Origin of the sequence: Achromobacter sp. Bel (assembly GCF_012928505.1) — a bacterium.
Taxonomy (GTDB): Bacteria; Pseudomonadota; Gammaproteobacteria; order Burkholderiales; family Burkholderiaceae_B; genus Achromobacter.
The window spans coordinates 1-17,604 of sequence record NZ_JABBJN010000083.1; the positions used below are offsets into that span (position 1 = coordinate 1).

The 17,604-nt window shown below is 68.7% G+C and carries 20 protein-coding genes and 1 pseudogene; 13 read left to right on the top strand and 8 right to left on the bottom strand.

Annotation, left to right across the window (positions count from 1 at the left end):
• Nucleotides 1–762: MFS transporter (locus tag HG262_RS29080; protein WP_169274302.1), on the top strand; the 762-nt coding region annotated here is incomplete at its 5' end.
• Here HG262_RS29080 and HG262_RS29085 read toward each other — a convergent pair.
• Nucleotides 719–1,603 carry a LysR substrate-binding domain-containing protein gene (locus HG262_RS29085; RefSeq protein ID WP_169274303.1) on the bottom strand — a complete coding sequence of 295 codons (885 nt, stop codon included), beginning with the start codon at nucleotides 1,601–1,603 and terminating at the stop codon, nucleotides 719–721. The two genes, HG262_RS29080 and HG262_RS29085, sit on opposite strands and share 44 nt — an antisense overlap.
• 126 nt (nucleotides 1,604–1,729) lie before the next feature.
• On the opposite strand from HG262_RS29085, the gene HG262_RS29090 reads away from it, so the two are divergent.
• Complete coding sequence (locus HG262_RS29090) at nucleotides 1,730–2,398, top strand: NAD(P)H-dependent oxidoreductase (protein WP_169274304.1); 669 nt, start codon at nucleotides 1,730–1,732, stop codon at nucleotides 2,396–2,398.
• Here the strand turns inward: HG262_RS29090 and HG262_RS29095 are convergent.
• The 7 genes from HG262_RS29095 to HG262_RS29125 all read right to left on the bottom strand — a co-directional run bounded on the left by HG262_RS29095 (nucleotide 2,344) and on the right by HG262_RS29125 (nucleotide 9,197).
• Nucleotides 2,344–3,150, bottom strand: a complete 807-nt coding sequence (locus HG262_RS29095) for an AraC family transcriptional regulator (RefSeq protein ID WP_169274305.1) — start codon at nucleotides 3,148–3,150, stop codon at nucleotides 2,344–2,346. The genes HG262_RS29090 and HG262_RS29095 overlap by 55 nt on opposite strands.
• 21 nt (nucleotides 3,151–3,171) lie before the next feature.
• The gene (locus HG262_RS29100; protein WP_169274306.1) at nucleotides 3,172–4,131 is read right to left on the bottom strand and encodes a proline dehydrogenase family protein; all 960 of its coding nucleotides are present in this window, start codon (nucleotides 4,129–4,131) and stop codon (nucleotides 3,172–3,174) included.
• Nucleotides 4,132–4,253: 122 nt separating this feature from the next.
• Complete coding sequence (locus HG262_RS29105; RefSeq protein WP_169274307.1) at nucleotides 4,254–5,168, bottom strand: DMT family transporter; 915 nt, start codon at nucleotides 5,166–5,168, stop codon at nucleotides 4,254–4,256.
• Nucleotides 5,169–5,340: 172 nt separating this feature from the next.
• On the bottom strand, nucleotides 5,341–6,588 hold the full coding sequence (locus HG262_RS29110) for a D-amino acid dehydrogenase (RefSeq protein WP_169274308.1): 1,248 nt from the start codon (nucleotides 6,586–6,588) through the stop codon (nucleotides 5,341–5,343).
• A 164-nt stretch (nucleotides 6,589–6,752) separates the two neighbouring features.
• Nucleotides 6,753–7,190, bottom strand: a complete 438-nt coding sequence (locus HG262_RS29115) for an Rrf2 family transcriptional regulator (RefSeq protein ID WP_169274309.1) — start codon at nucleotides 7,188–7,190, stop codon at nucleotides 6,753–6,755.
• A gap of 57 nt (nucleotides 7,191–7,247) precedes the next feature.
• Entirely contained in the window at nucleotides 7,248–8,465 is a 1,218-nt protein-coding gene (hmpA, locus tag HG262_RS29120; RefSeq protein ID WP_169274310.1) for an NO-inducible flavohemoprotein, read from the bottom strand.
• Nucleotides 8,466–8,555: 90 nt separating this feature from the next.
• On the bottom strand, nucleotides 8,556–9,197 hold the full coding sequence (locus HG262_RS29125; RefSeq protein ID WP_211187824.1) for a 4'-phosphopantetheinyl transferase superfamily protein: 642 nt from the start codon (nucleotides 9,195–9,197) through the stop codon (nucleotides 8,556–8,558).
• Between the two features lie 134 nt (nucleotides 9,198–9,331).
• Between HG262_RS29125 and HG262_RS29130 the strand changes: the two genes are divergently transcribed.
• The 11 genes and pseudogenes from HG262_RS29130 to HG262_RS29180 form a co-directional block, all read left to right on the top strand.
• On the top strand, nucleotides 9,332–10,060 hold the full coding sequence (locus tag HG262_RS29130; protein WP_169274312.1) for a beta-ketoacyl synthase chain length factor: 729 nt from the start codon (nucleotides 9,332–9,334) through the stop codon (nucleotides 10,058–10,060).
• A complete protein-coding gene (locus HG262_RS29135; RefSeq protein WP_169274313.1) occupies nucleotides 10,057–10,896 on the top strand; it encodes a lysophospholipid acyltransferase family protein in 840 nt (279 codons plus the stop codon). Before HG262_RS29130 ends, HG262_RS29135 begins: the two co-directional genes overlap by 4 nt.
• Nucleotides 10,897–10,901: 5 nt before the next feature.
• Nucleotides 10,902–11,162: a phosphopantetheine-binding protein gene (locus tag HG262_RS29140; protein WP_169274314.1), complete on the top strand. Its 261-nt coding sequence runs from the start codon at nucleotides 10,902–10,904 to the stop codon at nucleotides 11,160–11,162.
• Nucleotides 11,163–11,180: 18 nt separating this feature from the next.
• Nucleotides 11,181–11,435, top strand: a complete 255-nt coding sequence (locus HG262_RS29145) for an acyl carrier protein (RefSeq protein WP_039883125.1) — start codon at nucleotides 11,181–11,183, stop codon at nucleotides 11,433–11,435.
• Nucleotides 11,432–11,980, top strand: a complete 549-nt coding sequence (locus HG262_RS29150; RefSeq protein WP_169274315.1) for a hypothetical protein — start codon at nucleotides 11,432–11,434, stop codon at nucleotides 11,978–11,980. The genes HG262_RS29145 and HG262_RS29150 overlap by 4 nt, the downstream gene beginning before the upstream one ends.
• 2 nt (nucleotides 11,981–11,982) lie before the next feature.
• Nucleotides 11,983–13,680 carry an AMP-binding protein gene (locus HG262_RS29155; protein WP_169274316.1) on the top strand — a complete coding sequence of 566 codons (1,698 nt, stop codon included), beginning with the start codon at nucleotides 11,983–11,985 and terminating at the stop codon, nucleotides 13,678–13,680.
• Nucleotides 13,667–14,419 (top strand): glycosyltransferase family 2 protein, encoded by a 753-nt coding sequence (locus HG262_RS29160; protein WP_169274317.1) that lies wholly within the window; start codon nucleotides 13,667–13,669, stop codon nucleotides 14,417–14,419. Before HG262_RS29155 ends, HG262_RS29160 begins: the two co-directional genes overlap by 14 nt.
• Nucleotides 14,416–15,339, top strand: a complete 924-nt coding sequence (locus HG262_RS29165; protein WP_169274318.1) for a glycosyl transferase — start codon at nucleotides 14,416–14,418, stop codon at nucleotides 15,337–15,339. Before HG262_RS29160 ends, HG262_RS29165 begins: the two co-directional genes overlap by 4 nt.
• A complete protein-coding gene (locus tag HG262_RS29170; RefSeq protein ID WP_169274319.1) occupies nucleotides 15,332–15,775 on the top strand; it encodes an acyl-CoA thioesterase in 444 nt (147 codons plus the stop codon). Before HG262_RS29165 ends, HG262_RS29170 begins: the two co-directional genes overlap by 8 nt.
• Complete coding sequence (locus tag HG262_RS29175; protein WP_169274320.1) at nucleotides 15,772–16,392, top strand: outer membrane lipoprotein carrier protein LolA; 621 nt, start codon at nucleotides 15,772–15,774, stop codon at nucleotides 16,390–16,392. The genes HG262_RS29170 and HG262_RS29175 overlap by 4 nt, the downstream gene beginning before the upstream one ends.
• Nucleotides 16,376–17,604 (top strand): annotated as a pseudogene (locus tag HG262_RS29180) (hypothetical protein); the annotation flags it as partial. The gene HG262_RS29175 and the pseudogene HG262_RS29180, both read left to right, overlap by 17 nt.

The window sequence follows — 17,604 nt, forward strand, 5'->3', positions numbered from 1 at the left end:
TCCGCGCTGGCCGCCGTCTGGCTGCGGGAACCGCGGCGCATCGGCGGCGCCCCGCCCGCCCCGCCTGTTCCGTCCGTCGCAACCGCCACTACCACCGCGGCTCCGCAGGCCGCGTCCCCGTTGCGGGATGGCCGCGTCTGGCGGGCCGCCGTGGCGATCGGCGTCATGTGCTGCCCGCAATTCGCGGTGTTGACGTTCGCCACGGTGTTCCTGCACGACTTCAGCCGGGCCGGCATCGGCACGCTGACAGGCGTGATGGTCGCCGTGCAACTGGGCGCCATGGTGGCGCGCATCGCCGCCGGTCGCTGGACGGACCGGCACGGTGACCGGCGCGCCTTCCTGCGCCGCTGCACCGGGTTGAGCTGCCTGCTGTTCGCGTCGCTGGGCGCCGTGGCCTGGGCGGTCGACGCCGCGCCGGCCCGACCGGCCGCGATGCTGGCGACCGCAGGCCTGTTGGCGGCGGCAGGCATCTGCGCGTCGGCCTGGCACGGCGTGGCCTATACGGAACTGGCGACATTGGCGGGCGCGCGGCGCGCAGGCACTGCGCTGGGCATGGCCAACAGCTGCGTCTACCTGGGCCTGTTCCTGACGCCGCTGGCGATCCCGCACGTGGTCGCGGCAAGCTCCTGGCCCGTCGCCTGGGTGATCGCCGGACTGTGCATGCTGGCGGCGTTGCCGCTGTTACCCAAGCCCGCCACGCGTGGGGCGGCTGGCCGCGCTATGGCTGGAACTCCCGGTTCAGCCAGCCCAGGAACGCCTTGACCGGTGGATGGCGTTCGCGGCCCGGCGCGCACAAGGCGGTGTAGGCGGACCCGGCCACGCGCACATCAGGCCGGTACGCCGCCAGCGTCCCCGCGTCCACGCTGTCCGATACCATGACCGAACTGGCCAGCACCAGGCCCTGCCCCGCAATGGCCGCCTGCAAGGCGTAATGCTCTTCGGTGTAGGCCTGCACCGCCGCCGGCTTGCGCCACGACGGCAAGCGCGCCGCCTCGCACCAGGCCTGCCAACCTTGGTCATACAGCTGCGAATCGCGCCAGCGCACCGTCACCAGCGCGGGCGCGCGCTTGCCCGCCTGCGCGACGATCGAGGGTGCACCGTACACGCCGAACCACTCGGGCAACCGGCAGGCAGCATGCAGGGCGGGATAGGCGTGCGGGCTGTACCGGATCGCCACGTCCACACTGGCGTCCTGCAGCAAGTCCACGGGGTCCGCGCCGGCATTCAAGCGCAACTGGTATTGCGGATAGGCATCGTAGAAGCGTCCCAGCCTGGGCACCAGCCACAGCGCCGCGAAGGAATGCGTGGTGGAGACCGTCAGTGCGCCCGACGCCGGCGCGGGCCGCAGGGCATCCAGGGTCTGGGCGATATCCAGCAACGCGCCGTGCACGCTGACGAACAGGCGCGCGCCGGCATCGGTCAGACGCACGCCGCGCGGCACGCGATCGAACAGCGCGAACCCCGCTTGCCGTTCCAACGACTTGATCTGATGCGACACCGCGGTGGGCGTCACCGACAGCTCGGCCGCGGCCGACTTGAAGCTGCGCAGCCTGGCCGCAGCCTCGAAGGCGCGCAGCGCCGTGACAGGAAGGGAAGCAAACATGGCGCGTCGCTTTAAACATGAAATGAATTCATCTTAGCCAAGGAATCGTCATTTGTCGCCCTGGCCGTGACTACCTAAAGTGCCTTTTTCATCCACAGAAAATGCTCCGCATCACAAGGAAATGACATGAATTCAAATCACCACAAAAAAAGGCTGCTCATCCTGGTGGGCAGCCCCAGGCGCGACGGCAACAGCGCCGCACTGGCCGCGGCCGCGCAACGCGGCGCCGATGCGGCGGGCACATCCACCACCCTGCTTTTCCTGGACGACTATATCCAGGGTTTCCTGCCCGACCTGCGGCACGATTCTCCGCCTGCCGACCGCTACGGCGAACTGTTCCTGGAACATTTCCTGCCTGCCGACGGCGTGATGGTCTGCACGCCTGTCTATTGGTACGGGATGTCCGCGCAAGCCAAGGCGTTCTTCGACCGGTCTTTCACCCACTACGTCGGTTCGGGCCCCGAGCCGGAACGGGTCAAGGCCGCGATGACCGGCAAGCGGCTGGGCTTGACGGTCGCGTCCGAGGAGACCTATCCCGGCGCCGCGCTGGGCATCGTGCATCAGGTCCAGGAATACGCGCGCTACACCCATTCGGAATTTGTGGGCTATGTACACGGCGCAGGCAATCGGCGCGGCGAAGTCGCGGCGGATCCCCGCCACCCCCTGCTGGCGGCAGAACGGCTGGGCGCCGCCTTCTTCACGCAGAAATATTCCGACTACCGGATAGAGACGCCCCGCGCTCACAACGTGTGGGACGCGCCAGCCCTTTGCAGCACGCCAGGCGTGCTGCCGTAGACCTGTTTGAAAACGCGGGTCAGGTGTGCCTGATCCGCAAACCCCACCGCATGGGCAGCCTGCGCCAGCGGCAGGCCGTCGCGCAGCAGCACCCGCGCGCGCGCCACCCGCCAATTGCGCAGCCAGGCCTGCGGCGGCAAGCCGTAGCGGCGGGCGAACTGCTTGACGAGCGTCGTGCGATGGCGGTCCTGCGCCTGCGCCAGCGCTTCCAGGTCGGGCGCGCAAGACGGATCGGCGGCCATGCGCTCGCGCAGCAACGCGCAGACGTCAGGCGCATCGGCCTGCACAGGGTCGCGGGTTTTGGCGTGCGCGGCCAGCAGCCCGAACAGCGCGGCGGAAAGGCGTTCGCGCCGCGCGGGGTCCGGTAGCGGATCCGGCGTCAGCGCGGCCAGCCATTGCGCGCAAAGGCCGGGCGCGGTGATGACGGGCCCCGGCAACCGTGCCCCGTGCGTGAACACGGCGCGCGCATGGTCGTCGAACCACTGGGCGTCGATATACGCCATGCGATACGCCAGCGGCGCGGCCGAGGTGCCGCCGGTATGGACCTGGCCGGGCGCAATCACCACCAGGTCGCCTGCGCCGGCGGCATGGGCCTCGCCATGCACGGTGAACGCGCAACGGCCGTGTTCGATCGCGCCGATGGACCAGGCATCGTGGAAGTGCGGCGCATAGCGATACGCGCGCAGATCCGCGATCAGCACGTCGCCGGGCAGGCCCGCGCCGCAATGCCAGATATGTCGAGAAACCGCCATGGTGCCTTCAAGCCCTTGGGACTAGCTGAAGTAACGCCCGCCCGCACTCAGGGAGCGGCCCAGCAGCCACGCATTACGAGGATTTTCCCCCACCCGGCGGATGGCGTACGGCCACCAGTCGCCGCCGAACGGAAGATAGACCCTGACGTTATAGCCCAAGCCGCGCAGGGCCAGTTGCCAATCCGGCCGCACGCCATAGAGCATTTCGAATTCGAAATCGTCCGGCGGCCAGCCGCGCTCGCGCGCCATCGTCATGATCGTGCCGGCCAGGCGGTCGTCGTGCGTGCCGAAGACGGGAAGGAAACCGGACGCCCGCGCCTCCTGCGACAGCATGATGGACGCCGCGTCCAGATACGCCTGGTCGATGCGCGCGCGGCCGGCATGGTCCAGCCCACGCTCCGGGAACGCGCCTTTCACCAGGCGCAGCGAGGTTCGCTGCCGGATCGCCCAGGTCAGGTCTTCCGGTGTGCGCCGGCGCCTTGCCTGCAAGGTCAGGCCGGCGGGCAGGCCCGCTTCCAGCAAGCCTCGATGCAGCCCGCAGGTGCGGTCGCGGATGCCGGAATCTTCCATGTCCAACACCACCCAATCCTGCCCGCCGCACCCGGCCCGCAACACCGCCGCGCCGATGCGCCGGGCGTTCGCTTCGCCGCGCGCGTCGCTGTCCATGTAGCCGATGGCCGTGGGATCCACGGACACGTGCACGTCCAGGCCCGCCCGGCCCAGCGCCTCGCAGGCGGCGACGGCCTGCGTGACGTTGTGTTCGATGGCGGCCGGATCCGCCACGTACTCGCCCAAATAGAAGAGCGAGGCCCGGATGCCGTGCGCGTCGCGCAACCGCACGGCGGTCTGGACCGCCGCATCCACATCCCCGCCGCCGACAAAACGGCTGGCCAATGACGACCGGGCGGCCATCGCCCGCATCGCGCGGCCCATCATCGGGCTGCGCGCCAGCGCGATGGTGGTTCGTTGGAAAAGGCTCATGAGCGCTCCCGCTAAAGCAACGCACTATCGCGCAGCGGCAAGCGCCTGTATTGAACGCCCGTGAATGGGCGGGCAGCGGCCAGTCACCGCTAAAAGGAGCCTCTTTTTGGCATTGGCCAGCCCTAGGCTTTGCCGGCTGCCAACGCGCCGGCACGCGCGCGGCCGAACAACGGGCGCTGCACCGTCTGGGCCAGCAGCACGCCCGCCAACGTCACCGCGCCGCCCAGCAGGTGGTACCCGTGCAGTTGCTCGCGCAGCATGACGAACGCCGCCAACGCCGTGAACAGCGGCAGCAGGTTGATGAAGATGCTGCAGCGGTTGGGGCCCAGGCGATGCACGCCTTCGATCCACAGGTAGGACAGCAGCACCGACGAGAAGATGCCGGCATAAAGGATCAGCGGAATGGTGTTCACGTCCAGCGCGGCCTGCGCCGCCGGCACGCGCAGATACAGCGGCAGCATGTACAGCAGCGCGAAAATCGACTGCACGAAGGTGGACTGCCAAGCGGGAACCGGCACTTTCCAATGGCGCAGCAGCACCCCGTACAGCGCATACGACGAGGCGGCCAGCAGCATCAGCCCGTCACCCACATGAATGCCGTGCTGGAACACGCTGAGCATATCGCCCTGCCCCACCAGGTAGAGCAATCCCAGGAACGACATCACCCCACCCGCGGCCATGCCCAGCGTCAGGGGGTCACGCAGGATGACGACGCTAAGCAGCATGCTCAGCAAGGGGATCAACGCCGTCAGGATGGCCATGTTGGTGGCGGTGGTGGTTTCGGCCGCGCGGTAGGACAGCGCCTGGAACACCGCCGACGACAAGGCGCCGTACAACGCCAGCTTGGGCCAGTGCCGCAGGATGGCCTTGCGGTTGCGCCAGGCCGGGCGAGCCGTGAACAGCGCCATCAGGCACAGCGCCAACACCAGGCGGTAGAAGGTGATCGCCGTAGGTGAAATGGCGCTGGCGGCCAACTTGGAGACGATGACATTGCCCGCCCAGAACAGGATGGCGAACAAGGGGAACAGATAGGACATGATGAGTGCGCTCGCAGGAGGGGGATCGGATCCCGCCCGCGCCCGCGCCGTCAAGGCGCGTGGCGGGGGGACGACCGCTATCCTATTGAGCGTGCGCGGGTCCGTCTGCCGACGAAAAGACAGCTCCTATCGCAAAATGGACATTGCAGCCATTCCGCCTCTTGCGAAGCATTCAGGGCCGGAACGGCGCGGGATCCAGCGGCAGTTCCAGGCCTGCCATCTGCGCGGTCAGCAAGGCCGCGCTGCCGCAGGCCAAGGTGAAACCCAGCGCACCTTGCCCGATGTTCAGCCACAGGTTGTCGGCCGCGCCGGCGCGCCCGATCAGCGGCTTGCCCGTCGGCGTGGCGGGACGCAGGCCGGCCCATGGGATGGCCTGGCGCAAGTCCAACGACGGAAAGGCCTCGTGCACCTGCCGTTTCAGCAATTCCACGCGCGCCGGTTCGATATCGGCGTTGGCGCTGCCGATGTCGACCATGGCCGCGATCCGCAGCACGCCGCCCACACGGGCGTAGACAATGCGCCGTTCATAGTCGGTCACGCTGATGCGCGGCGCGACGGCGTCGTCGGCGGACAGCGGCACGCTCAGGCTGTACCCCTTCAGCGGATACAAGGGCACGTCTTGCCCCAGCGGCTTGAGCAAGGCGCGCGTACCGACGCCGGTGGCCAGCACGACGGCATCCGCGCCGATGTCCCCGTCGCGCGTGTTCACGGCGACGATGCGCCGGCCTTCACGCTGCAGGCCGGACACCGGGTTGGACATGGCGCATTCCACATTGCCCAGCGCCTGCAGGCGGTCGAACAAGGCTTCGGTGAATTGGCGGCAGTCGCCCGCCTCTTCGCTGGGGGTGTAGATGGCGCCGGCCAGCTTGTCGCCCATGGCGGCCAGCGCCGGCTCCATCGCCAGCGTCTGCGCGGCGTCCAGTACCTGCTGGTCCGCGCCATGCCCCGCCTGGTACGCCACCAGCGCACGCGCCTTGTCCAGCAAGGCTGCGCTGCGGTAGGCGATCAGCTTGCCGTTCCTCAAATGGCCGAAATCCAGGTCTTCCTGCGCCAGCAAGGTGTTCATGACGTCGCGGCTCAGGTACGACAGGCCCAGCAGCTGGGCCGTCGACGCGCGGGCGACCGACGCGCGGCACGCCAGCGCAAACTGCAGGCACCAGCGCCATTGATGCGGATCCAGCCGGGGCCGGAATCGCAGCGGCGAATCCTGTCGCAACAGCCAGCCGGGCACGCTGGGCAACACGCCCGGGCCGGCCAGCGGCGCCACATAGCTATAGCTGAGCTGGCCGCCGTTGGCATAGCTGGACACCTCCGCCGGCCGAGCCTGGCTGTCCACCAGCACGACATCGTGCCCCTGGCGCGCCAGGAAATAGGCGGACGTCACACCGACGACACCCGCACCGATTACGCAAACGCGCATACCTGCATCCTGAAAGAAGTCTGCCTGCTACCCCTACCCGGGGCGCTTGTGCTTGGAAGGCCGCCAGGCAAAAGACGGGGAACCGCCTCCATTCTGGAACGCCCGGCGCAAACGCGGCAAATGCCAAACCCGACAGCATCCATAACAAAACGTCATGCCTCGCCTCAGGCGGCGCGATGCAGCTTGATGATGGCCGCAGCCGTAGGGTCCCGCACCAGATCGGCCAGCGTGTAGCCGTTAAGCGCGTCGTAGAAGGCGTTCAGGGTTTGCGCCAGCACGCCCGACAGGCGGCAGGAGCCGTCCAGGGCACAGGGCGGCTCGCGGCAATCGATCAGGGGCCCTTGCTGCTCAAGTTCGCGGATCAGGTCGCCCACCCGGTACTCCGACGCGGGCCGCGCCAGGCTCAGGCCACCGCCCTTGCCGCGCGTGGTGCTGACCCATTCCCGTTGCGCCATGAAGTGCACCACCTTGACCAGGTGATTGCGGGACACGTCAAAGCGCCCGGCGATCTCCGGGATGGTGACGGCGGCGGGCCGGTCGCGGCATTGCGTCAGGTACATCAGGACGCGCAAGCCGAAGTCGGTGAATCGGGTCAGTTGCATAGGATGGAAGACGGGTGCCTGGCGGCCCGGGCAGATCAGGCCGCCAGGATACACCCGTCAGGCCGGCGCGCCGCCGGTGCCGAAGGCTTCGGCATGGATGCGGTCGGACCCCACGCCCAACGCCAGCAGGGCTTCGCGCTGAGCCAGCATGAACGGCGCGGGTCCGCACAGGTAGTAATCCGCGCCGGGCACGATGACCTCGTCGCGAATGGCCCGCAAGTCCAGGCGACCGGCGTGGTCGTAATCGCGCCCCGGCTCGTCGTCGTGGCCGACCTCTTCATAGAACACGGCCTTGCGCACGTTGCCCCGCTCGGCGGCGATGCGGTTGACGTGGTCTTTCATGGCATGAACCGACCGGTTGCGGCAGCCGTGCACGAAGCGGATCTGGCGCGCGTCGTTGTTGCGGACCAGATGGTTCAGGATCGACACCATCGGCGTCAGCCCGACGCCGCCGCTCAGCAGCACGACGGGCGCGTCGCTGTCCGCCTTCAGATGAAAATCCCCCTGCGGCGGCGCCACGTCCAGCACGCCGCCCTCTTCCAGGCGGTCGTGCAGGGCATTGGACACGCGGCCCGCCGGCGTCTGTGTCCCGGCCGGCTCGCGCTTGACCGAAATGCGCAGGCGGTCTTGCCCGGGCGCATCGGACAAGCTGTATTGGCGGGGCTGCATCAGTCCCAGTTCGGGCACGTAGACGCGCACGGACACGTATTGGCCCGGCTGGTACCCGGGTACCGCGCCGCCATCGGACGGCGCCAGGTAGAACGATGTGATTTCAGCGCTTTCGGTCTGCTTGCCCACGACGCGGAACGCCCGCCAGCCCGTCCAGCCGCCCGGCTTCCCGGCGGATTCAGCGTACAGGCGCGCCTCTTCGCCGATCAGCAGATCCGCCAGTTGGCCATAGGCGGCGCCCCAGGCGTCGATCAGTTCGTCGGTGGCGGCCTCGCCCAGCACCTCGCGGATGGAGGCCAGCAGGTGCTTGCCGACAATGGCGTAGTGTTCGGGCCGGATGCCCAGGCTGACGTGCTTGTGCACGATGCGGGTCACGACCGGCATCAGGACCGAAGGATCGTCGATGTGTTCCGCGTAGGCCGTGACCGCGCCCGCCAGCGCGTGCTGCTGCTGGCCGCCGGCCTGATGGGCCTGGTTGAAGATGTGCTTCAACTCGGGGTTGTGGTCGAACATGCGCGCATAAAAATGGCGCGTCAGCGCCACGCCGTGCGTCTTGAGGACAGGGGCCGTGGCTTTGACCAGCGCACGGACTTGGGGACTCAACATCAGATGCTCCTTGCGTTGCGAGCGGGCTCGCTTTTAAAGATATATTCATAATACATCTTTAAAAGCGCCAGGCACAACAAGCCGGAGCGATCACTCCCCGGCCGACGTCCAATGACCGATAAGCGTCACCGGCGGCAACAGGCAGGCCGTTGCCGCCCGCCACTGCGGTGACATTGCGTTATCACTGGGCGCCAACCAGACCATTGATGCCATCCACGCGTCCCCCACCCGCCAACTGCATGCCCGCCACTCGCCCGGCGGCGCGTTCAGACGCCACCCGCCGCGAGCGTCCGGCGCCAGGCCCACGGAGGCCATGTCCGCCGGAAAATCCAGGCCGGCCGCCTTGATGAAGGCTTCTTTCAAGGTCCAGAACAGGTAGAAGCGCTCCCGTTGCGCGTCGCCGTCCAGCGCCGCCAGCGCAGCGGCTTCGTCCGGCGAACAGATCCAGTCCGCCAGACGAAGCACATCGCGCGCCCGCATGCGTTCCAGGTCGGCCCCAAGCCGCCAGCCAGCGGGCGCCTGGGCGCAAACGGCATGGCCGTCGCTGTGGCTCAACGACAGCGCGGCGCCAGGCGCCATCGCGTGCCTGGCTTCGCGCAGCAAGGCGCGGCTGACCTGCCAGTCGTCTTTTCTTGCCTGGCGGCTGCCGCTCCCGGGCGCCCGGCGCGCATCCTCGGCGGACAAGTCCTTTTCTCGATAGAGCGCGGCGGCGCGTTGATCCGCCCAGTACATGAATAGTTCCTGAATTTCCACAGCAACAAGTAACCAATTATTCCAAATTAACAGGCGCTTACAGTGACGAATTGGCTACAAAGTAACCATCCAAAACAAAATCAACGCATAGCGGCGTAGTAGAATCGCGCGCTATGTTGACGTTCTCAATCGCGCAATGGCAGGGGTGGGCGCAAGGAATCGAGACGCCCGCGGACTGGTTGCAGTGGGCCGAACATCCTTACTGCCCCCTCGCGGACCACTGCGCGCCCCGCCTGGATTTCCTGCCGCCGATGCAGCGCCGCCGACTCAGTTCGCTGGCCCGCGCGGTGTTCGCGTGCGCCTGGCCACTGGCGGCGGAACGCGCCGGCATGCCGCTGGTGTTCGCGTCGCGCCACGGAGAGACCACGCGCAATTTCGGCCTGCTGCAGGCGCTGGCGGCCAATGAACCGCTATCGCCCACCGCCTTCGGCTTGTCCGTGCACAACGCCATCGCGGCGCAATGGTCGATCATACGCCGCGAAACCACCGAATCCATCGCCCTCTCCGTAGAAGACGACGGGCTTGAGCATGCCTTCATCGAAGGCGCCCTGCTGTTCGGCCAAGGCCACGAAGACGTGCTGGTCGTGCTGGCCGAAGAACGGCCTCCCGCTCCGTATTCCCCCTGGATCGACGACGTGCCGTACACCTATGCGGCGGCGTTCCATCTGCGCCCCGGAACCGAATGGACGGTGGCGATGTCCACCGACCCGGCCGACGCGCGGCCTGACACCGCGCAAGCCTGGCCCAATCCCCTGAACCTGCTGCGCCACCTGGCGTTGCGAACGCCCGCCTGGGCACACCAGAATCACGCCCGACGCTGGACCTGGACACGCACCGCATGACAAGCACCACGCAACCCCGGCAGGATTTCTGGCTGTGGCGCCTGGTCGCCACCGGCATGGCCTTCACGATGTTCGGCCTGGGCGGGGTGCTGCTGCGCGTGCTGGTCTTCCCGCCTCAGCGACTGCTGCCGGGCGGCAAGTCGGAGCGCCAGCGCCGGGCACGCTCGGCGCTGCACCGCACCTTCCAGTTCTTCATCCGCTTCATGGTCCGCGTCGGCATCCTGACGGTGGAATTCAAGGGCGCCGAGCGCCTGGGCAAGCCGGGTCAGATGATCCTGGCGAACCACCCCTCGCTGCTGGATGTCGTCTTCCTGGTCGGCCACGTCAAGAACGCCAATTGCATCGTCAAGCACGGCTTGGCCACCAACCCTTTCACGCGGGGCCCGATCGCCAACGCCGGCTACATCACCAATGATGAAAGCTTCGACATGTTCGACCGCGCCGCCGACGTGCTGCGCAATGGCGAAACGCTGATCGTCTTTCCGGAGGGCACCCGCACGCCCCCCGACGCGTCGCCGCAGTTCCATCGCGGCGCCTGCGCCATCGCCCTGCGCGGTGCGCGCATCGTCACGCCCGTGGTCATCCAGATGACCCCGCGCAGCCTCACCAAAGGCGAGCCCTGGTACCGGATCCCGCCGCGCCGCATGCGCTACGTGATCCAGGTCGGCGAAGACATCGACCCGGCCGTGTGGGGCGGCGCGCACCCTCTGCCGATCGCCGGGCGCAAGATGAATGCCTGGCTGCATGCCTATTTCGAAGCCGAGCTGGCGCGCACCGCGCCGGCCGGCGCTCTCATGAACGAACAATCCACCCAGCACGGTAATAACGGAGTCTAAGCGGGATGAATGAATTGGAACTTGAGCTCAAGATGCTCGTCATCGAATCGCTGGGGCTGGAAGACATGACCCCTGCCGACATCGCGTCCGACGCCCAGCTCTTCGGCGACGGACTCGGGCTGGACTCGGTCGACGCGCTGGAACTGGGCCTCGCGGTGCAAAAGCGCTACGGCATCACCATCGACCCCGAAACGCGCAACATGCGCGAACACTTCACCAGCATCAATAGCCTGGCGGCCTTTGTCGCCGCGCAACGGCGCGCCTAAACGCATACGGAGTCCACGATGCATACCCGCGAGGACATCTTCAACACGCTGCGCGATGCGCTGGTCGAACTCTTCGAGATCGAACCGGAACGCGTGACGCCGCAAGCCAATCTGTATACCGACCTGGAGATCGACAGCATCGACGCCATCGACCTGATCGACCACGTCCGCCGCCAAACCGGCCGCAAGCTGGATGCCAACGATTTCCGCACGGTGCGCACCGTCGAAGACGTCGTCCAGGCGATGTGGCAAAAGCAGGCTCCCGACGCATGAGGCGCGGCGTCGCGGCCGGCCTTGCCGCCGCCGGCGTCGCGTACCCCTTTGCCGTCTACGCGACGCTGGGGCACGTGAATCCGGCCTGGCTGGCGCTGCCCCTGGCCGTGCTGTGGCTGGCGCGGGGTCTGACCGCGCGTGCCGCCCAACCCGGCGGACGCTTGCTGCCCGCCGTCGCCGTGGCGTTCTGCCTGGTGCTTGCCGTGTCCAACTCCGAAGCCTGGCTGCGCTGGTATCCGGTGCTGGTCAACGCCATGATGCTTGCCGTGTTCGGCGTCAGCCTGCGCGTCGGCCGCCCCGTCATCGAGCAGTTGGCGCGCCTGCGCCATCCCGACCTGCCGCCCGAGGGCGTGCGCTATACCCGGAACGTCACCCGCGTGTGGTGCGCGTTCTTCGCCTTGAACGGTGCGATCGCGGCAGGCCTGGCCGCGTGGGCGCCCTGGAGCTGGTGGGTCGCCTATAACGGCGCCGCCAGCTACGGCCTGATGGGCCTGCTGATCGCGGGCGAGTGGCTGCTGCGCCCGGCAGGCGCCAAGGCGGCCTGAGCATGCGCTGGACGCCGCTTGAACACCTGCTGCTGCCGTCGGCCGATGCCGGCGCCGTGCCGTTCGCCGACGAACCTCCGTTGACGCGCGCCGCCTTCGCGCAGACCAGCCGGCTGGCCGCAGGGGCGCTGCAGGCGCGTGCGCCGCGCCGCCTTGCCCTGTGGTTCGACGACGCCGCGGTGCTGGCGACGGCCCTGTTCGCCTGCTGGCGCGCGGGCGTCGTCGCCGTCCTTCCTGGCGATGCGCAGGCGCAGACGTGCGCCGCGCTGGATGCCGACGTCGACGCCTGGTTGACAGACACGGTCCTTCCCCTGCCCGCCGACCGCCAGTGGCGCCTGTCCGGCTTACTGAACAACGACGCGATGGCGCCCGCCGAGCTCGACCCCTCCCTGACGCTGGTGCTATGCACATCGGGCTCCAGCGGCAAGCCCAAGCACCTGGTCAAACAGTGGCGGCAACTGGCGGCGGAGGTCGCCGCGCTGCAGCAGCAATGGCCCGGCCCCGACGCGCCGGTGCTGGGCAGCGTGTCCGCCCAGCACATGTACGGCCTGCCCTTTCGCGTGCTGTGGCCGCTGTGCGCGGGCCGGCAGATCGACCGCCGCCAGCGGCTCTACCCCGAAGAGCTGCAGCAAGCCAGCCTGCGCTACCCGTCCTTCACCTGGATCGCCAGCCCCGCGCTGCTGCGCCGCCTTGGGCAACGGCTGGGCTGGGCGCAACTACGCGGCCGGCTCGTCCGCATCCATACGTCGGGCGGCGCCCTGCCGGCCGAGGTGTCCGACGCCATCGAACGCGATCTGGGCCTGCGCCCCACCGAAATCTACGGCAGCTCCGAGACCGGCGCCGTGGCGTGGCGCACCGGGTCGGCCGATTGGCAGCCCTTGCCCGGCACGGCCGTCAGCCTGAACGCCGAAGGCGCCCTGCGCGTGCAGTCGCCATGGGTGAATCCGGCCGATGAGCAAACGTCCGACGGCGCGCGCCTCGCCCCCGGCGGCTTCCAATTGCTGGGCCGGCTGGATCGCATCGTCAAGATCGAAGAAAAACGAATCTCGCTGCCCATGCTGGAGCAGTCCCTGATGCGCCATGCCTATGTGGACGACGCCCGGCTGGGCCGCCCTGCCGGCGCCGCGCGCCTGACAGGGCTGGTCGCCTTGTCCGCCGCAGGCCTGCATGCCCTGCGCAACCAGGGCCGCAAAGCAGTTGTGGACGCCTTGCGCGCGCACCTGGCCGCCGGCTTCGAGTCACTGGCCATTCCGCGCAGCTGGCGCTTCTACCGGCACCTGCCCGCCAATGCCCAGGGCAAGCTGCCGCAAGCCGACTTCGACGCCGCGGCCGGCCCGCGCCCCGTCGATCCCGTCGCCGTGGAACTGCCCGGCCAGCCGCCCGGCGAACGCCGCTATGCGCTCGACATCCCTTACGACCTGGCGCACTTCAGCGGGCATTTCCCGTCGGCGCCCGTCGTGCCCGGGGTCGCCCAGATCGGTTGGGCGGTATCGCTGGCGCAACGCGACCTGCGCCCCGGCCTGCGCGTGGGCGACATGGAAGCCTTGAAGTTCCAGAAGCTGCTGCGCCCGGGCGATGCCGCCGTGATGGCCCTGCGATGGGACGAAACGAAGCAAAAGCTCTATTTCACGTGCACGGTGGACGATGCGCCTTGCGCGTCGGGCCGCATCCTTGAGGCAGGCGGCGATGCCGGCACATAAGCTCTGCGCGGTCATCCCGGTTTATAACCACGGCGCCACCGTCGCGGCCGTGCATGCGCAACTGGCCGCGCAGGATCTGCCTTGCGTCCTGGTCGACGACGGTTCGGACGCGGACTGCGCGGCAACGCTGGACGCACTGGCCACCCTGCCCAGCACCCATCTGGTCCGCCGTGCCGTGAACGGCGGCAAGGGCGCGGCGGTGCAGGACGGCCTGCGCGCCGCCGCCGCGCTGGAATACACCCATGCCTTGCAGGTGGACGCCGACGGCCAGCATGCGCTGCCCGACGCCGCCGCCTTCGCCCGCGCCTCGCGGGCACGGCCGCAGGCCGTGATCTGCGGCGCGCCCGTCTACGGCGACGATGTGCCGCGCAGCCGGCTTTACGGCCGCTGGCTGACGCGGGTCTGGGTCTGGATCAACACGCTGTCTCTCGACATCCCCGACGCCATGTGCGGCTTCCGCGTCTATCCGCTGGCGCAGGTGCTTCCGGTGATCGACAGCGTCCGCGTGGGCCGCCGCATGGACTTCGACATCGCCATCCTGGTGCGCCTGCATTGGCGCGGCGTCCCCATGGCGTGGCTGCCCACGCGCGTGGTCTATCCCGAGGGCGGCATTTCCCATTTCAAGGGACTGCGCGACAACCTGCTGATCAGCCGCATGCACGCGCGGCTGTTCTTCGGCATGCTGGGCCGCTCGCCCGTCCTGCTGTGGCGCCGGCTGGCGCGGGGGCCGCGGCCTTGAGCGCCGCTGATCCCCATTGGGCTGCGCAGGCCGAACGCGGCAGCCCCGTGCTGATGCGCCTGACCGCGTGGGCCGCCCGCCGGCTGGGCCGCCGCGTCGTCGCGCCTGTGGTCTGGCTGGTGGTGCTGTACTTCTACGCCTTCGGCGGTCGCGCCCGGCGCGCCATCGCCCAGTATCAGCAACGGCTGTCCCAGGCCGGCGGACTACCCGCGCCGCTGCCGCGCACAGCGCCCGTATACCGCCAGTACCTGGCGTTCGCCAACGCCATGCTGGACAAGCTGGACGTCTGGCAAGGCAAGATCACCCTGTCCGACCTGGATATCGCCGACCCCGACGGCCTGCACGCGCAGATGGGCACGGGCCGCGGCCAGATCCTGGTGGGCTCGCACCTGGGCAACATCGAAGTCTGCCGCGCGCTGGCGGAACGGTCCGGCGCGCTGCGGCTCAATGTCCTGGTCCACAGCAAGCACGCCGTCCACTTCAATCGCCTCTTGTCCGAAGCCGGCGGCGGGCCGCGCATGATTCAAGTCAGCGAACTGGACGCGCCCACCATGCTGGACCTGGCGCAACGCCTGGACCGCGGCGAATGGCTCGCCATCGCCGGCGACCGGGTGCCGCTGCAAGGCGACCGCACCACGCCCGTGCTGTTCCTGGGCGCCCGCGCGCCGTTGCCGCAGGGGCCCTGGCTGTTGGCCGGCCTGCTGCGCTGCCCGGTCAATGTGCTGTTCTGCACCCGCCACGGCGCGCGCTACCGCGTCACGATGGAGCGCCTGTCCGACGGCATCGAATGGACGCGCGCCACCCGGCAGGCGCGCATTGCCGATTGGGCGCAGCGCTACGCCGACCGCCTTGCCGCGCATTGCCGCGGGGCGCCGCTGCAATGGTTCAACTTCTACCCCTTCTGGAAAGACGATGCGTAAACGAGGCCTTATCGGCGCGGAAGTGGAAATCCGCGTCCCCTTCTTCGACGTCGACTCGCTCAACGTCGTCTGGCATGGCCACTACGTGAAGTACCTGGAAGAGGCGCGCTGCGAGCTGCTGGACCAGTTGGGCCACAACTACGACGCCATGCGCGCCAGCGGCTACGCCTGGCCGGTCATCGATATGCATCTGCGCTACGCGCAGCCCGCCCAATTCGGCCAGCGCCTGACGGTGCGCGCCGAGCTGGTGGAATGGGAGAACCGCCTGAAGATCAACTACCTGATCCTGGATGCGGCGACCGGCACCCGGCTGACGCGCGCGACCTCGGAACAGGTCGCGGTCTGCATTGAAACCCGTGAAATGCAACTGGCGTCGCCCGCCGTGTTCGTGGATGCAGTGCGGCGCAAGCTGCAATCCCTGGAGGTCCCCGCATGACGCCCAACCCTTTCCTGAAGACGGCGGCGCGCCTGTTCCTGCTGCTGGCGCTGGCCGCCCCCTGGACCGCCCGCGCCTTCGACCTGAACGACTTGCAGGCCCAGTTGCGCGCCACGCCGGTCGTCCGCGGCCATTTCGTGCAGCAGAAATTCCTGCGTTCGCTACCCCAGCCGCTGACCAGCCGCGGCGACTTCACGCTGGCGGCGGGCAAGGGGTTGCTGTGGCTGCTGCGCACGCCCATCGCTCAGGACCTGCGCATCAACGCCAAAGGCATTTCGCGGCGCGACCCATCCGGCGCGTGGCAAGCCCTGCCGCAACAGACGGGATCGGGTCGCGAAAACCGCTTGTTCCTCTCGGTGCTGACGGGCGACACCAGCGGGCTGCAACAGAACTTCGACCTGGCGCTGACGGGCAAGGCCGACGCCTGGCAATTGCTGTTGACCCCCCGTTCGGCCCTGCTGCGCCAGATCTTCGACAACATCCAGATCAACGGCGGCAACCTTGTCGACCGCATCGAACTGCGCGAAACGCAAGGCGATCGAAGCGTCCTCCAGATGACGGACGCGGTCGCGGCCGACAGCTTGACCCCCGAGGAGCAACGTGCGTTTTCCGATTGAGCGCTGGCTGCCGCGGCTGTTCAAGCTGGGCTTGCTGCTGGTGCTGTGCGCCGGCGCCTGGCAGTGCCGCAACGGCTGGCCGGTATCCGCCAACCTGATGGAGCTGGTGCCGCAGGCGGCTGCCGACGCCACGCGCCAGCTGGCCGAAGCCCGCATCCAGGAACCGCTGTCCCGCCAACTGGTGGCGCTGGTGGCGGCGGGGCCGGACGCGGACCCCGTGGCGCCCGCGCGCCTGCTGGCCGAACGCTGGACCCGCAGCGGGCTGTTCTCGTCCGTGCAGCTCGAACTGAACGTGGACGTTCCCGCGTTGCGCGCGCAATTGCTTGCCGGCCGCCTCGCCATGCTGCCAGCCGCCGACCGCGAGCAATTGGCGTCCGATCCCGCCGCCTACGCCCAGCGTCGCGCCCGCGAACTGTCGGATCCGTTCTCGTCTTCCGGCCTGGTGCCCGCTGACCAGGATTGGCTCGGCCTGACCCGCCGCGCCGAACAGGCGCTGCGCCCGGGCGGCGCGGTGCAGTACGACATGGGCACCGGCACGCTGCAGGCTGACCACGACGGCAAGCGCTGGGTGCTGGTGCGCGCCGAAACCCGGGCCGACGCCTTCGACAGCAACGCGCCTCAGGGTATTTCCGCGCAGATCGATCAGGATCGCCAGGCGCTGCACGCCAGCGGCGCGCAGTTGCTGGTCGCGGGTGGCCCGCTGTACGCGGCCGCCGGTCGCGCGCAGGCCGTGGCGGAAAGTTCCTGGATCGGCGCAAGCGCCATGGTGGGCATTGTGCTGGTGCTGCTGCTGGCCTTGCGCCGCGTGCGCGCGTTGCTGGCGTTCGTGCCGGTGGCGGTCGGCCTGCTGACCGGCGCCGTGGCCTGCGTCGCGGTGTTCGGCTCGATCCATGTGCTGACGCTGGTGATCGGCGCCAGCCTGATCGGCGTGGCAGTCGACTTCCCCATGCACTGGCTCGGCAAGCGCTACGGCATGCCCGATTGGCAGGCGTGGCCGGCGCTGCGCCGCGTCTTGCCGGGCCTGACGATCAGCCTGGCCGCGAGCCTGGTGGGTTACCTCGCCCTCGCCTTCACCCCCTTCCCCGCCTTGACGCAGACCGCCGTGTTCTCGGCCGCCGGGCTGCTGGGCGCCTACGCCTGCACAGTGTGCCAGTTGCCCGCCTGGATGGACGGCTGGCGTCCGCGCCCCTGGCCCCCGCTGCTGCGCGCGGC